The organism is Mesorhizobium sp. M0910, from assembly GCF_040319465.1.
Lineage (GTDB): Bacteria > Pseudomonadota > Alphaproteobacteria > Rhizobiales > Rhizobiaceae > Mesorhizobium.
The window spans coordinates 22,880-37,987 of the sequence record NZ_JAMYNZ010000009.1; the positions used below are offsets into that span (position 1 = coordinate 22,880).

Annotated in this window: 16 protein-coding genes; 10 read left to right on the top strand and 6 right to left on the bottom strand. The window is 60.8% G+C overall.

Annotated features, from left to right (window positions below; translation table 11 throughout):
• Positions 1 to 23 precede the first annotated feature (23 nt).
• Together NKH78_RS22295 and NKH78_RS22300 are read left to right on the top strand one after the other, a co-directional pair.
• Positions 24 to 410 (top strand): hypothetical protein, encoded by a 387-nt coding sequence (locus NKH78_RS22295; protein ID WP_023680933.1) that lies wholly within the window; start codon positions 24 to 26, stop codon positions 408 to 410.
• On the top strand, positions 407 to 931 hold the full coding sequence (locus NKH78_RS22300) for an RES family NAD+ phosphorylase (protein ID WP_352517316.1): 525 nt from the start codon (positions 407 to 409) through the stop codon (positions 929 to 931). Before NKH78_RS22295 ends, NKH78_RS22300 begins: the two co-directional genes overlap by 4 nt.
• A gap of 43 nt (positions 932 to 974) precedes the next feature.
• Here NKH78_RS22300 and scpB read toward each other — a convergent pair whose 3' ends face one another.
• From scpB to NKH78_RS22320, 4 genes are all read right to left on the bottom strand, one after another.
• On the bottom strand, positions 975 to 1,682 hold the full coding sequence (gene scpB, locus NKH78_RS22305; RefSeq protein ID WP_352517315.1) for an SMC-Scp complex subunit ScpB: 708 nt from the start codon (positions 1,680 to 1,682) through the stop codon (positions 975 to 977).
• 2 nt (positions 1,683 to 1,684) lie between these two features.
• Positions 1,685 to 2,641 (bottom strand): DUF1403 family protein, encoded by a 957-nt coding sequence (locus NKH78_RS22310; RefSeq protein ID WP_352517314.1) that lies wholly within the window; start codon positions 2,639 to 2,641, stop codon positions 1,685 to 1,687.
• Between the two features lie 242 nt (positions 2,642 to 2,883).
• Positions 2,884 to 3,474, bottom strand: a complete 591-nt coding sequence (locus NKH78_RS22315; protein ID WP_352508232.1) for a type II toxin-antitoxin system VapC family toxin — start codon at positions 3,472 to 3,474, stop codon at positions 2,884 to 2,886.
• Complete coding sequence (locus tag NKH78_RS22320; protein ID WP_352508233.1) at positions 3,464 to 3,760, bottom strand: hypothetical protein; 297 nt, start codon at positions 3,758 to 3,760, stop codon at positions 3,464 to 3,466. Before NKH78_RS22320 ends, NKH78_RS22315 begins: the two co-directional genes overlap by 11 nt.
• A gap of 210 nt (positions 3,761 to 3,970) precedes the next feature.
• Here NKH78_RS22320 and NKH78_RS22325 point away from each other — a divergent pair, with 210 nt between their 5' ends.
• The 5 genes from NKH78_RS22325 to NKH78_RS22345 all read left to right on the top strand — a co-directional run bounded on the left by NKH78_RS22325 (position 3,971) and on the right by NKH78_RS22345 (position 10,080).
• Positions 3,971 to 5,101 carry a site-specific integrase gene (locus NKH78_RS22325; RefSeq protein WP_352884012.1) on the top strand — a complete coding sequence of 377 codons (1,131 nt, stop codon included), beginning with the start codon at positions 3,971 to 3,973 and terminating at the stop codon, positions 5,099 to 5,101.
• A gap of 1,005 nt (positions 5,102 to 6,106) precedes the next feature.
• Positions 6,107 to 7,288, top strand: coding sequence for a plasmid partitioning protein RepA (gene repA / locus NKH78_RS22330; protein ID WP_352508236.1), 1,182 nt, complete (start codon positions 6,107 to 6,109; stop codon positions 7,286 to 7,288).
• The gene (gene repB / locus NKH78_RS22335) at positions 7,285 to 8,319 is read left to right on the top strand and encodes a plasmid partitioning protein RepB (protein WP_352884015.1); all 1,035 of its coding nucleotides are present in this window, start codon (positions 7,285 to 7,287) and stop codon (positions 8,317 to 8,319) included. The genes repA and repB overlap by 4 nt, the downstream gene beginning before the upstream one ends.
• Positions 8,320 to 8,473: 154 nt before the next feature.
• Positions 8,474 to 9,817: a plasmid replication protein RepC gene (repC, locus tag NKH78_RS22340; protein ID WP_352884017.1), complete on the top strand. Its 1,344-nt coding sequence runs from the start codon at positions 8,474 to 8,476 to the stop codon at positions 9,815 to 9,817.
• A 77-nt stretch (positions 9,818 to 9,894) separates the two neighbouring features.
• Positions 9,895 to 10,080 carry a hypothetical protein gene (locus tag NKH78_RS22345; protein WP_352671160.1) on the top strand — a complete coding sequence of 62 codons (186 nt, stop codon included), beginning with the start codon at positions 9,895 to 9,897 and terminating at the stop codon, positions 10,078 to 10,080.
• 25 nt (positions 10,081 to 10,105) lie between these two features.
• Here NKH78_RS22345 and NKH78_RS22350 read toward each other — a convergent pair whose 3' ends face one another.
• Positions 10,106 to 11,038, bottom strand: a complete 933-nt coding sequence (locus NKH78_RS22350) for a recombinase family protein (RefSeq protein ID WP_352884019.1) — start codon at positions 11,036 to 11,038, stop codon at positions 10,106 to 10,108.
• 276 nt (positions 11,039 to 11,314) lie between these two features.
• On the opposite strand from NKH78_RS22350, the gene NKH78_RS22355 reads away from it, so the two are divergent.
• The 3 genes from NKH78_RS22355 (at position 11,315) to NKH78_RS22365 (ending at position 13,823) form a co-directional block, all read left to right on the top strand.
• The gene (locus tag NKH78_RS22355) at positions 11,315 to 12,445 is read left to right on the top strand and encodes an RHE_PE00001 family protein (protein WP_352884021.1); all 1,131 of its coding nucleotides are present in this window, start codon (positions 11,315 to 11,317) and stop codon (positions 12,443 to 12,445) included.
• Positions 12,446 to 12,536: 91 nt separating this feature from the next.
• Positions 12,537 to 13,214 (top strand): XRE family transcriptional regulator, encoded by a 678-nt coding sequence (locus NKH78_RS22360; RefSeq protein WP_352884023.1) that lies wholly within the window; start codon positions 12,537 to 12,539, stop codon positions 13,212 to 13,214.
• A complete protein-coding gene (locus tag NKH78_RS22365; RefSeq protein ID WP_352884026.1) occupies positions 13,215 to 13,823 on the top strand; it encodes an RES family NAD+ phosphorylase in 609 nt (202 codons plus the stop codon). It begins immediately after the preceding gene.
• Between the two features lie 227 nt (positions 13,824 to 14,050).
• Here NKH78_RS22365 and NKH78_RS22370 read toward each other — a convergent pair whose 3' ends face one another.
• A complete protein-coding gene (locus NKH78_RS22370) occupies positions 14,051 to 15,025 on the bottom strand; it encodes a nucleotide kinase domain-containing protein (protein WP_352884028.1) in 975 nt (324 codons plus the stop codon).
• Positions 15,026 to 15,108: the final 83 nt, after the last annotated feature.

Here is a 15,108-nt window from a genome sequence, read left to right on the forward strand (position 1 = left end):
ATATGAGAGGTCGGAGATTTGTCATGGCCCACGCACAGCTCGCACATTCCACGGTGATTTCAGGCTTTGTCGATAGCCTGCAGGAGCCGCGCACGCCTTATATCTCGCCGAAGCGCCTGTCGCAGGCGCTCGGCGTGAAGGTGGCCAACTTGGCCCAGCTGACCGGTGTCCACCGCAACACGCTCCGCAACCCCTCATCGGAGCGCCTGCAGGGCCGGATGCGCGAGATGGTAAAAGTGATCTCGGCGGCGACGGAACTCACCGGCGACGTCAACAAGGCGATCTTTTGGTACCGCAATGAACCGATCGCCGACTATGGCCATCGTACCGCAGCCGAGCTCGTCGCGGGCGGCCAGGTCGAGGCGGTTCTGGCCTTTATCCGGGATCTCGAGAATGGTGCGCGCGGGTGAGGATCACCCGCATCGGTCCAGACGAAATCTTCCATCGCTATCTGACTCCCAAATGGGCTTTCCTGCCCACCAGCGGTGCAGGCGCAGCGATCGACGGCGGTCGTTTCAACCGGCCAGGCATCGAAGCACTTTATCTGTCGCGTGCGACCCAGACGGCGCTTGATGAATACAAGCAGGGAGCCAGCATCACCCCGCCCGCCACCCTTGCCGCTTACAAGATCACGCTCGCCGAGGTAGCCGACCTTTCGCAGGGTTTCGACCCGGACATCTGGGATGGCCCGTGGAAGGAGTGGGATTGTGCCTGGCGCCAGGTCGCTCGCATCGACAAGAAGATCCCGCCATCGTGGAAGCTCGCGGATCTGGTCATCACCGCCGGACTTCGCGGCATCCTGTTTCCGTCGCTGCGTCACGCCGGCGGCACCAATCTCGTGATCTTTCCGGCCAATCTTGTCGACGGCGACCATGTCGCGGTTCACGATCCCGATCAACGGTTGCCGCACGACCAGTCGTCCTGGTCCTGAGCTATCGACTGTCTCTGGGATCGCAACGCGACCACGCCCCCCGTCACGGCGCTTGCTCCCCAACGACATCGTCCTCGCCGTCGCCCTCCCCGCTCGCCAGCCCGGCTGGAATATCGCCGGCCAGCAGCTTCTCCTTCGACAGCAGCCCTGCGTCCTCAAGCGCCTCGAAATCCGGCAGCTGGCGCAGCGTGTCGAGCCCGAGCTGCGACAGAAAAGTTTTCGTCGTCACATAAGTATAGGGCGCGCCAGGTTGCGGCGAGCGCGGACCCGAAGCGATAAGATCCTGCGCGCGCAGCACGCCGATCAGGTCGCGCGACACCTCCTTGCCGAAGAAAGAAGACAGCTCGCCACGCGTGATCGGCTGGAAGTATGCAATGCACATCAGCACGAGCGCCTCCGCCTGCGGCAGTTCTTTTGTCTCCTCGCCCGCTGCCTTGCCGAAGGCTGCGCGAATGGCATCGCCAAAAACCTTTCTGGTCCGGTGCTGCCAGCCGCCGGCGACCGAGACCAGCTCATAGGGGCGGCCGGCGAGCTCGGCGCGGACGTCGTCGATGATCAGCTCAAGATTGCAGTTCTTGCCGACGACCCGCGCCAGCACCTCGCGCGGCACTGGTTCGCTGGCCGCAAAGACAACCGCTTCGACGCGGCCCATCCACTCGCGCCAGCGCAGTTCGGCCGGTAGATGTTCGAGCTCGGTGTCGAGCAAGGCCGGCTGTTCGTTCGGCTTGCGGCGGGCGGAGGCTTCGGCCATCGCTAGAGTCCAAACAGTCGGAACGAGGCGCGGCCGGTGAGCTCGCGCACCGCCTCGAGCTTTTGCAGCCGCTCGAACAGGCGCCGCGCCGCAAACCGCGACAGGCTTTTGGTCGTCAGCGATCCGGAGAGGGCGTCGTCGTCGAGCAGTCTTTGGATCACATCGCCCGCCCCCTTTGCCCTGAGCTTCGGTGCGACGGCGATGAGCCGCTCCGCGCGCCGCGACAGCTCGGCGGCCAACCGGCAGGCGTCCGCCGCCGCCTGCGCCAGCGCCAGGCACACTGCCCGCTCGAACCCTTTTTCGCCTGGCCGGATCCGCTTGCCGCCGCCAGGCTTGGACCGAAACGCCGGGCCAAAAGCGTGTGCCATCAGCAGCGGCAGCGGGCGCGGCCAGCGCAGGTTTTGCGCTAGCACCAGGTCGGCGAGCCACCAGGCAAAAAGCTCGGAGTCGGACTGCATGGCGACGACGCGAGCGGCGATTGCCGCCGCGGCGAACGGCGCCGGCCGCCCCGAGCGCGCCAGGTCGTCGATGTGTTCACAAACCGCGGCCAGCGCCTCGACGTCCCAATGGAGACCCATCTGGTCGACGACCTTTTCGAGCTGATCGGCGCTGGCGGCGGGCGGCTGCCCGGCCAACTGCCGCCAGGCGCCAAGGATGGCGCCAGCGGGTCCGGGTGCGGCACCTGGCGTGCGCAGGTGCCATGCGTCGCGCAAGGCGGCCTCGTCCTCCGCGCGCCCGGCCAGCCGCATGCTGGCGGCAGCGCATTTCAGCGCCAGCCGCTGGCGCCAGGCGCCGGCCCAGCCGGCTTGCGTGCGCGCGAGCGTCTCGAGCGCGCTCAAGGCGGCGCCGGCACAGAAGGCGGCGTCTGCGTCGGTGACGACAGCGCCGTTGGCCAGCGCCCAGGCCGGGACGACCGGCTCGAGAACGGGAACGGCGGCGGCGGGGTCGAGGCGAATCATGCTTCTGGAGGGTAAAGCAGCCGTGCGCTTTTTGCGACAAGCTTTGCACCAAAACGCACAGGCTGTCGTGCGTGCATAACGAATGATAATGTTGCCGTATCGTTCGTTTTTGTCCTTACGTTAGAAATGGCCGTTGTCGCCCGCGTTTCAACGGTCGCAGGAGAGTGTCAGCGACCAAGACTGGTGGTCATTAAAGGAGGTTGGACGAACACGGTGCACGGGCATATCTGCCACAGACGCTTTCAACCCTGCGGGCGCAAGTCTGTCACCGGCCGGTAGAAGATCACACGCACCGACGGAACAAGCTGGTTGAGGTAATCGAAATCCCGAACATTGCCGGTCAGGACCGTCGCCCCCAGCAGACCGGCCTGGTGAAAGATCAGCGCATCGTTGAGGAAGCGGCGTTCATGCCCCTCCCCTTTCGGCAGACGGCTCAGCCGGAACAGCAGGCCGGCAAGCATGCCGGCGCGTCCCCAGGCGGTGGCGTCGGGTGCATGCAGCCGGTGCACTGGAATGTCTTCAATCGTGCCTGCAACCACTTTCAGGACCGACTTCGTCGTGGGGTGCGCTGGGTCGAGCCGGCCGAACAGGTGGCTGAGCTCGGCAAGGCAGACGGCCGAGTGCTGACAGAGCCGATAGGTCAGAAGGTCATCGACCACTTTGGGCGTGCGCCCCTGAAGGACATCCAGATAGACGCTCGTGTCGAGAAGCAATGCACCGCCGACAGGCGGCTGGTCCCCTGCCCAGGACAGAGCGGAATCCGGCCGCCGTTCCAGCCCGGCACGCCGCTGTGGTTTGAGGGAACGCAGTGCGCTCCCGAGATCAAACGCCAAGATCAATGTCTGCGGTGATGCTGCCCTTGCGGCGGACGAGCCGGGCGCCAAAATCGTCCTCGAGGGCCAGCCGCGACAAGGCGAGCTCCAGCAGCTCAGTGTCGGAGGTCACATGAGCGCGCTTCTTTGCCGCCTCGATCAATTCCGACGGCACCCTGCCGGAAAGACGTGTGTTCTTGGCCGCGCCGAGAAGGCCGACCGCCCTCGCCTGCTCAAGCACCAGACGGTTCCGGGTGTGGGCGATCCGCTCCTCGCTTTCGGCTGCCGTTGCGCCACGTACGCTCATCCTGGATTCTCCTGTTGAACGAAACATAAGGGATGTTGAACATGAAGGCAAGGATCGGCACTGAGAAAGAGGGCCCTAGGAGGTACGCGACCGGCGCAAATCTCGGGAGCTATTGGTCAAGCACCTCGCGGTGGACAATTGGGCGCTTTGGTCGCACGTTGGGGCTCTCAGAATCGCACCACTGTGACATTCAAATGATCGAGAGTTTCGATGGGCAGTCCCCGTAATTTCATGACGCCCATCGACGCGGTCGACACCAGCGACCTGCCTGACATTGTCGACGTCGTCATGAAAATGGGGCACCCGGATGAGGCTCCCTCCCCTTCCACGCAGGTCCTCGACTCGCGACAAGCATCACTGCCTGCGCATCTCGAAAAGCTGGCCGACCGCGCGCGCGATTACGTCGAGGCGGCGAGTTCGGCAAACACCCGTCGCGCCTATGCCGCCGACTGGAAGCATTTTTGCGCCTGGTGCCGGCGCCAGGCGTTTGATCCGCTGCCGCCAGATCCACAAGTCGTCGGCCTCTACATCACGGCCCAGGCCTCAGGATCGGAACGGGACAAAAAGTCTGTGTCGACCATTGAGCGCCGCCTGTCGTCGCTGACCTGGAACTATACGCAACGCGGTCAACCGCTCGACCGGAAGGACCGGCATATCGCCACCGTGCTCGCCGGTATCCGCAATAAACACGCCTCCCCTCCCCGTCAAAAGGAAGCCATCCTGCGCGACGATCTTGTCGCCATGCTGGAAACGCTCGATCGTGGCACGCTGCGCGGTCTGCGCGGCCGCGCCATGTTGCTTTTGGGCTTCGCCGGCGGCTTGCGCCGCTCCGAAATCGTGGGCCTCGATGTTGCGCGCGATCAAACCGAGGACGGGTGCGGCTGGATTGAATTTTTCCCGGACAAGGGCGTGCTGGTTACGCTGCGAGGCAAGACCGGCTGGCGCGAGGTCGAGATTGGCCGCGGCTCGTCCGATGCCACCTGCCCGGTCGTCGCCCTGCAGACCTGGCTGAAGCTGGCCCGCATCGCGCATGGCCCCCTCTTCCGCCGCGTCACGGGGCAGGGCAAAGCTGTGGGCGCCGAGCGGCTCAACGATCAGGAGGTGGCGCGGCTGGTCAAACGCGCGGCCTTGGCCGCCGGCGTGCGCGGTGATCTTTCCGAGGGCGAGCGCGGCCAAAAGTTTTCGGGCCACTCGCTGCGTGCCGGCCTCGCGTCCTCTGCCGAGGTTGACGAGCGCTACGTGCAGAAGCAGCTTGGTCACGCCTCGGCAGAGATGACACGCAAATACCAGCGCCGGCGCGATCGCTTCCGCGTCAATCTAACTAAGGCGTCAGGATTGTAGAGTGCGGTACGCCCCCCCAGCCGCAGGTGACTCTGGATGCGCCAATCCACCCCGGCGCCACAGATCCAACCATCATGTTGATGGGTTTCCAAGGTTTATTGGTGCGGTCGCAAGCCTCCAACTTGAAGAGCTGTTCCCAGCTGGGAACTCAAAGTACGGGTTGTGGGAGAAGTTTGCTTCTCGATGAGTTCTCCAGATCCTTCGCCGACACGTGGACTGGCCCCGAGGGAAGTTGCCTGGCGACTGCAGGAGCCTCTTGCCCGACGCTGGAGGAAAGTGCGCGTGGACAGGACGCCTACGTGCCAAACGGTGCTGATTGCTGTCAAATCGCGTGGGACGCTTGGCGACAGGTCCGAGCCGCTGAGTTGCCATTCGCGAGGGTCGCTCGGCCCGGAAGGAATGCCTCGTTGCAGGGTAGGGGCAGTGGGGCGTCTAACTTGTCAGCCTGGGGCGATCACCGAAGTGACATCGGAAGCGGCGCGGCATGGCTGCATCACAAACACAACCCATCGTCTCCGACGCACAGGATGGTGACTCCCATAGGACTGCGCGAACTCAGTGCCTCCGTCACAACGGGAATTTCGCCGCCGCGCCAAAGTGGGGGGAGGGGGTATCTCTCCATGCGCCGAAACCTACCTGCGCTTCTGTAGGTCGCTCGCCGCCGTACGCGGAAGCCAGAGGCCAACCGGGTACACCAACGTCGACTATCTACGAGAACAAAACGGGCAAGGGGCTCGCCCGTGCCCCCATGCTGCGTAACCAACTTCATAGCGGTCTTTTTCAATGCCTGATGCGCAACTTTGACGGCACAGAGAAGCCAGCGATAAAGAAAAGTTCCCAGCTGGGAACTGCCCTGTGTCCATTTGCTCGAATTCTCCGAATCGGGCATACCTCCAGTAACGGAAAAACCGCGTAATTCGAAAAGTTGGCGTAGTTGGCGTGGCGTTAACAGCTTGTTAACCACAGTCGCTATCAATAGGCGCTAGGTGCAAGAGGAGAATCTGGGTGACGCGGCATCTAAGTAGCCTTCAGTTCATGAATACCTTTTCGACGAAACTCGAGAAGGCACTCAACAATCTTTCGCTGGCTCAGTATCCTCCTGATGCGATTCGTACGATGCGCAAATTCACTTCGACGGAAGTGGCAGCATTGCTAGGAGTGACTGAAGCTTACATACGGCAGGTCTCCTTAAAAGGGCAGGGACCTGAGCCAGAGACAACGACCACCGGAAAGCGCCTATATTCTGTGGAGCAGGTGCTGGACCTTCGGATGCACCTGGCGGAAAAGGCACGGAAGAAATGGATCAATCCTCGTCGTGTTAAAGGCGAGGATTGCCAGATCATCGCGATCACGAACTTCAAAGGTGGATCGTCCAAGACAGCGACCACTATTCACTTGGGTCATTGGTTGGCACTACGTGGATATCGCGTTCTCGCAGTCGACATGGATCCCCAGGCGTCGTTAACAAGTCTGCAAGGAGCGTTACCCGGATTTGACTACCGAGAAGGTGACACCCTTTACTCAGCGATTCGGTTTGATGATCCGGTGCCAACGGAAAAGATTATCCATCAGACGCATATCATCGGATTCGACGTCATCTGCGCCGGTCTTGAGCTGACAGAATTCGAAACGGCCGTTACCCTTGAGATGCGCAAGAGCGGTGGAACCAGTTTTCTGCTTCGAGTGTCACAGGCCCTCGAACAGGTCGTCGATAGCTACGACATCGTTCTTCTCGACTGTGCGCCGTCACTCAATTTCCTGACACTTTCGTCGCTCACTGCCGCTACCGGAGTCCTAATCCCAGTTCCAGCGCACATGCTCGATGTCGACTCCACAGGGAAGTTTTTGGAGCTGGCCGCATCTTATATGCAAATCCTGGATGAGGCTGGTGCAGGCGCACGTTGGGATTTCGCCAAATTCCTCATCACAAAGTTTGAGGCCAACGACCACCCGCAAGCCAACATGCAGGCCCTAATGCGCCAAGTGTTTGGCGAGGATTTACTTCTGAATTCAGTCTCCAAATCCACTGCGGTTGCGGACGCTCTCACTTGGAAGCAGAGCCTCTATGAAGTGCAACGATCGAGGTTTTCGGCACCTAAAACTTATGATCGTGCAATCGAATCGATCAATGCCGCGAACGCGGAAATAGAAAGCCTCATCACAATGGCATGGAGGCGTGAACAGTGAGCCGTAAAGATTCTAAGGGCATGTTTGCTGCTGTTTTGGGGCAACTCGGGGAGGACAATTCGGAGGAGGGCGTCAGCCGCCGCACGTCATCGCCGCACCTGATGAAGGTGGCGGCTGGTGTTCGCCAAATGCAAGAGCGTAGCGATATCGCCGACAAGTTACTGAAGTCAGGCGAACAGATCATTGAACTCGATCCCGACAAAATACGGCCGTCGTCCATCACCGATCGATATGATGACGCCTACGAGATTTCCGCCATTGCTGAGATCACTGAATCCATGCGGGAGCGCGGTCAAATTGTGCCTGGATTGGTTCGGCCAGTACAAGGCAAGGATGGCGAGTTTCAAATCGTCTATGGTCGCAGAAGATTAGCGGCAGCTAAGCAGCTTGGGATCGGATTCAAAGCGGCCGTCCGCGAGTTAACTGATGAACAAGCAGTCATTTTCCAAGGCGAAGAAAACACCGCTCGAGAGGATCTTTCATACATTGAGAAGTGCGCTTTTGCGCTTGCGCAGCAGGAAGCGGGATACAAACGGGACACCATCTGCGCTTCGCTGTCGACAGGAAAATCGCATGTCTCCGAGATGATCAAAATCGCCTCATCGGTCGACAAGGAGATACTGCAATCGATTGGTAAAGCTCCCGGGATTGGTCGAGGACGATGGCAGGAATTCTCGAACCGCTATTCCATAGACGGCTCACCCGCAAAAGCTTTCGATCTTATTCGCAAAAACAAATTCCGCGAGGCAACGTCCGACGACAGATTCATTATTCTGCTTGAGACGCTTCCATCGGATCATAATGCGATCAAAGAACTTGCGGGTCCGGCCAAGCCATCAAAGCCCAAGATTGCTATGAAATCCTGGGCTGCTCCAGACAAAACAGTCAGCGTCAGCCTCAAAGACAACGGAAAAACTACCATGATTGCCGTGGGAGAGGCTGAAGGATCGCGTTTCGCAGCGTTTATCGCCGGACAACTGGACGACCTGTTTGAGGCCTTTCGGAAGTCCATCACGAAACAAGGAGTCTGAAACCGCAAAAGAAAAAGGCCCCCGAACGGCAAGCCGTGGAAGCCTCTCTCTGAACTAAGCACTCTGAGAATCGCATCTCCACGAATCACTGTCAAGAGTCATTGGCGTCGTTTTGGCGAGCAGGTTTCTTTTGCCTAATCGAGGGTGAAAGAAAATGGAGACGAATATTGCGACGACGCCCTTTGGGCGGCGGCCGATGACGCTTGGCATGATTTCAAGCCAAGTCACCGCAAGGGCCGTGCCGAAGGACGCGATCGTCCACAAATGGCATGTCTTCCAAGATATCAAGGACGCCAGGATCGCTCTGGGCGCCACCGATCGCGCCTTGGCTATTCTCGACGCGCTGTTGTCGTTCCATCCGGACACAGCGCTTTATGGCGACAGCGAACTGGTTGTATGGCCATCCAACGAGCAGCTTATCCGCCGCGCCAATGGCATGCCCCCAACGACCTTACGGCGCCACCTGGCCGTTCTGGTCGAGTGTGGATTGATCATCCGTCGCGACAGCCCAAACGGCAAGCGCTTCGCCCGGAAAGGGCAGGCGGGCGAGATCGAGCAAGCCTATGGCTTTGACATCTCGCCGATCGTGGCGCGCGCTGAGGAGTTCAAGGATCTTGCGGATGCGGTCAGATCTGAGAAGAAGGCATTTCGTCTCGTTAAGGAGCGGCTAACCATATGCCGGCGCGACATCGTCAAGATGATCGACGCCGGGATTGAGGAGGGCGTGCCGGCAAACTGGGGCAGGGTTCAGCAGGCCTACCAGGCGATTGTTGGTCAGATACCACGCACTGCACCTAGGCAGACTCTCGAGGTGATTGCCGAAGAACTTGAAGGCCTTTGGGCTGAAGTGCGTGAAGCATTGGAATCATTTGTAAAAACACAGAAAGTGGACGCCAATGAGTCCCAAAATGGGCGCCACATACAGAATTCAAAACCAGACTCTCAATTTGAATCTGAAAACGGCTCAGGAGATGAAGATGAAGCGGGCGGCAACGTTGCGGATACCGACAACGTACGCAGCCTGCCGAAACGCGAACTGCCGCTAGGGATCGTGCTGGATGCCTGCCCGAACATGCTTTGGCTGGTGAAGGGCGGCGGCGGAATCCGCAACTGGCGTGAATTTCTGGCCGCGGCCGAGGTTGCCCGACCGTCCATGGGCGTCAGCCCGAGCGCCTGGGAGGAAGCGCGAACGGCAATGGGTGAGCAGCAGGCGGCGATTACCATTGCCGCGATCTACCAGCGGCAGGACCAGATCAACAGCGCCGGCGGCTATTTGCGCAGCCTGACAGATCGAGCAAAGGTCGGAAAGTTCTCGGTCTGGCCGATGGTGATGGCTTTGTTGCGGGCCAAGCTTGACGCGTCGAAGACGACCGGAACCGGAGCTGAAGCCGCTGCCGTCGATCTGGAGGCGGCAGGCAAGGTTTTGCGCACCGAATCCCGGCTGGAAATCAGCGATGCGTTGCGCCGCAGCCTCGACAAGCCAGGGCGCGGATCATGATCAGCCGGGCGGGTTTCGATCCGTGGACGATGGCTGCAGCGCTTGTCGGGACGAGCGTCTTATGAGAGCGTTGAGGCATGAAAAACGAACACGACCGGGAACCGACGCCCGATGAAACCGCCGGAATGGTGTGGTGGAACTCACTTGCCGAATCCGATCGTGCGGCTTGGCTGGCGCGGGCCGGCAGCGCTGTTCCAGCTGATGCCTGGGCCGCGTACAAGCGGCTCGGGAATGTTGAGCGTCAGCCACGGACCGTAAACTGAAGACTGTTCTGCAGCGGGATGACGGTCAGCTCGCGGGTAGTTCGGCGACGAGTCCAAGCCGGCGGGCTCGATCGAGCAGGTTCTTGACTGAGGAGGCAGACCATTTTGCGCTCCCTCGTGGGGTACGCTCATGCAGGCGCTCGAGCTGGCCAGCGATGTCGCGTAGCGACAGGTCCGGGTTGGACTGCGAAATCCCTGCCACAAGAGTCATCAGGCGATCTTCGGGAGGCAGAGGAGACGCCCGCTTTAGCAGTGTGGCTTCGGCCAGGTGCTCGGTGACGAGCCACCTCACTGCCCGCCGCAGTCGTTCAGGCGTCCAGTCGAGGCCGCGCTGCTTCAGGACCCGAGCGATGTCGTCCCAGTTATGGTCTGGTCGCATCCGACGGACCGTCGGAAGCCACTGGTTCATCGTTGATTGTAGCCGTCGGCCATAAGCCGCCTTTTGTATCGCGGTCATTTTCGCCAGGGCTTCGGGCTTGCGCTCCCGGATACCAGGATTGCCTGGCAGTCGCCCCTTCGATCTTGCAGCGATGATTCCGGCCTTGGTCCGTTCCGAGATCAGCGCACGCTCGAGCTGGGCAACGGCACCGAGTACCTGTAGCGAAAACATGCCCTGTGGCGTCGACGTGTCGATTGGATCTCGCAGAGATCGGAAATGCGCGCCCTTCTCAGTCAGATCCTCGATCACCTGAAGAAGGTGGCTGACTGAGCGCGCAAGGCGATCGAGACGCACGACGACCAGGATATCGCCGGCGCCGATGTCGCTCATCAACCGCAGTAGGGCAGGGCGAGCTCTCGACGCACCGGATCCATATTCCTGAACGACGACGTCACAACCGGCCGATCGCAGCTCAATCTCCTGCGCTTCCGTCGCTTGTTCGTCCGTCGATACGCGCGCGTAGCCGATTCGCCGACCCTGTGGTCGACCGGAGCGTCGATCTTGCGCCTCACGGGCCATTTGCGGCGTCTCTCAGCATCGGGAAAGGGGCGTTTGTACAAACACCGAAGATATCAACAAACGATCGTTTGTAAACGTCTTTAGGCGGCCTTTGCATCGGCCCTACGGCCTCGGTGAGCCTGAAAAGCACCGTTTTTCAGGCTCCTGAGAGCCCGAGGGCGTGGTGCTGTACAGTCCCGATATGAGGTCATTATCGATAGTGTTCTTTCTCCCTGAAGAAACACGACGTAAGTCCAGTGAGACCCTCACTAGCTTGACCAATGCGAATCAGCCATCATGAAAACAATGGCTTACACGTTCGACAAACTGCCCCTGGAAACCCTGATCGGGCCGGTTGCCCGCGCGACCGCGGTTTTGGTCCGCCTCGACGAGCGGGTCGCCCGTTCGCCGGTCCGCGACGGCTTTGTCGAGCGCCAGCATTTTGCCGACGCGGCTTCCGCGCTCTGGCTCGAGGGCGAACTCGTCCACATCGAGGACCTCGTGCTGCACGATGCCCACATGGACATCCGCACCCCTACCCACGAACTCACCCGGGCGCACGCGGTGCTGCGAACCCGCCGGCGGATTTTTTCGCAAAAGCCGGACTGGGCGCTCAGCCGCGACGGTTTTTTGGCGCTGACCGGTCGCGGCGGCGCCATGCCGGCGGCGGGCCAAAAAAGCCGGGACGGGGAGGGGGCTGGAGCCAGCTCCTTTGAAGCCGACGATCGCGATGACGCTGAGGCCGACCGGCTGACCGAAGAATTTGCCGAGATCGATGCCGTCCTGGCGCGCTCATCCAAGATTCTGAATGGCGCCGACGTGCCGGCTCGAAAGGAGGGCCGGCCGGAGCCGCAAAACGGCCTGATCTACGATCTCGACTGGAATGAAGAAGAACGGCTGGCCGAATGGCAGGCCGTGCTCGCCGACACGCGGGAGTGGCCGTCGGTGCTGCGCGCCGCAATCCTGCTCGAAGCCTGGTCGGACATTGAGGTGCTGCAGCATGCCGCCTGGCTCGGGCCGCTGCTTGTTGCCGCACTGCTGCGCCACGAGGGGCCTGCCGCCAACCATCTCGCAAGCCTGCATCTCGGCGCGAAAAACATTCCGCGCGAGCGGCGGCGGGCGCGCAATCGCGGCGATCGGCTGCTCGCCTTGCTCGATGCCATTCACGACGCAGCAGTGGCTGGCCTGAAGGAGCATGACCGTCTCGTGCTGGCAAAAAGCCAGATGGAGCGACGGCTGCGCGAACGCCGCGCCAGCTCAAAATTGCCCGACCTGGTCGAGCTGGTGCTGTCGCGGCCGCTCGTCTCGACGGGCATGATCCAGGAGCGGCTAAAGGTGACAAAACAGGGGGCGCTCAACCTGATCGGCGAGCTTGGCCTGCGCGAGATGACGGGCAGGGGAAGGTTTCGCGCCTGGGGAATTGTTTAGTCCGCAGCCTTCTCCACTGACTTTACGAAATTATCGAACTTGACGAACTTGCGCTCTGTAACCATATTGGTGACAGCAGGAGGTTCTCATCATGGCCGCTCCAAAACGCAGCAATCATAGCGGGACCGCGTCGCATGCGGGGGTCGCCGCCCTGAGCTTCACGACAAAGCTTCCGGCACAGGCAGACTTCAAGAAGGTATTGCTCGAACGCTATCAGGAAGCGATCGCACGCAGCCGCAAGATCGGCCACCGCGTATCGTTCCGGGTAGAGGTCGATCCGGCGGGCGATGCGCAGACGATCACGCCGGTCGAGGAGCAACCGATCGATACCTTTCCCGTCGACGACACGGGCAAGCCCGATGCCGAACTCGAGGCGGCGCTTGCCGGAGCGCGCGCGCGTGGCCGCAAGCGTGTCGCCGAAATTGTCGCAGGCGAAGACATGCTGAGCGCGGATGCCTTTGCCAAGCTGCTCGGCACGTCGCGGGTGACGGTCAACGCCAGGCGGCAAAGCGGACAGGTGCTCGGGATCGATGGCGCCAAACGCGGTTTCCGCTTTCCTGTCTGGCAACTCGACAAGGACGGTCGTCCCTTCGGCGCATTGCCGGCGCTGCATGCCATGTTGGGCAATAGTGCCTGGGCCGTCTATCGGTTTCTGGTGTCGCGCCATGGCGCCCTCGATGGCCGGGCCGGTCTTCGTGCCCTTCAACAAGGCGATGACGCCGCGGTGCTGGCGGCGGCGGAAGGCATGGCCAGGGGCGATTTCGACTGAATGCCCGGCGTTCCACCTCCACCCGATTTCGCGCGCGCAAAGCTCGAAATCGAGACCTTATCGCGGGGACGGACATTCGGCCGGATCTACTGGAGCACTTATCCCGATCCGCTGGGATACGGGAAGTCGCCGAGCCGATTCAGCGATCCTCGACGCCGCGTTGACGCCAATCGGTTTGGTGTTCTCTATGTCGGTGACTCCCTGAAGGTGTGCTTCCTAGAGACCGTGCTCCGCGACCGCCGCGAAGGAATCCTTGACGATCTTCCAATAGACGAGGCGGAGTTGACCCGACGGCGCTATGCGGAGATCGCGACCACGACAGACCTACGCCTGGTCGATCTCAGAGGCGACAATGCCGTTCGGATGGGTGTGCCGACCGATGTCGTTCGGGCACAGCGCCAGAACCTGGCGCGCCGCTGGTCACTGGCGTTTCACCAGCACCCATCTGAGCCTGACGGGATCATTTATCCCTCGCGCCTCAACGGTGCAACCAATCTCGCCATTTACGATCGGTCGATAGGAAAGCTTCAGCCGAAGCGTGTGGTGACGCTTCTCGGGGCGCTGGGATTGGCTCAGGTTCTGGAGGATTTCAGGGTGGGGTTGGTGTGAAGATGCCGCACGTATCCGTACCGCTTGGCGAAGATGGCTATAGCGCCAGAAGCCGCCCACTAAGCGGGAGCAACGGAACGACCGGTGTTGGGCCGGAAACCGACCGTCCGCTTCTGGCGTCCGTGCGGCTACCATCGGACGTTCATTCTGATGCCGTTGGCGAAAGAGCAAACGAAGTTTTTGGCATCATTGCGCGAGGGCAGACTCCTGAGCCGAGGTAGATAGCTCTACAAGGTAAGGGATAATTGCAGTGAGGGCACGCCACCATCCCCCACTGGGAGTTCGACCTTCCACCGCGGCGGGAAAAATGGGCGGGCGAATACCTGCCGGCTTGCTCGGTATTGCTGCTTGATGCGAACTCGCCCCGAGACGCCCGCCACTTCAGGATGTGCTACCCTAGCGTACTTCGAAATCTCGCAGAACAGATTTTGGCAGTCGATCGGCTGAAGTGGGCGAGACCCAAGTCTGGCAAAGTTCAGCCCCAGTCGCGCGAATGCGTCGCCCTGGCTCTCGGTGACCATATGGATAACTTCTTCTGCAGACAGATTGCCGCTGTCACTGAGACACTTCGCTATGCCGTCAAGAGCGCCAGGCCCGGCGACAACCAAGTCGGACTCTTCGAAGTCCAGCATCGCAGAGTAGTTCAAATCGATCGTGTACTGAAACGCAAGGAAGCGGCCGAGGCCAGGGTAGGGAATAAGCAGATCGAAGACCTCGCGGAGGCTGCCGGCATTCGCGACCCGGGCCGGTAAGCTGTCCTCCATCATCATTTTGAGCAAGGCGATATGGTTAGCGTGCTTCCTGACATGTCCAAATTTTGGCGCCGGCATAATGTAGGCCGCTGAGTAAACAGCCTGGCCGGCCGCCATCATCCGGTCCAAGGCCTGGGACATCTGCTCCAGGGAGGTGGTAGCCCAACACAGCGGCCCGACGGCACGTTCGAGATACTCCCACGTTTCAATCTTGTTGAAGATTTTGAACAACAGGGTGCGGAAGAAGAGTTCCTCGACGTTTTGCGACCGGCCTTCTTCGTACTGGACATGTCGGATCAGGTACTGGCTTACGCGATCTGCGGCTCGATAGGTGTTCGTGAAGCGATACCGGGCAATTATCGGGTCGTTAGTCCAAGGGCCGACCGGGTCGTGCAGGCGCTTGAAATAGACCTGCTGACGCTCGTGCGCGAAGCGCCAGTAGGTGTCCATGATAGGTGAAAATTCCATTCAAATACTCGCGACAAAACCGATCTTTCCTAAACCGTGAGGGCATGCGACGAAAGCAACAAGCA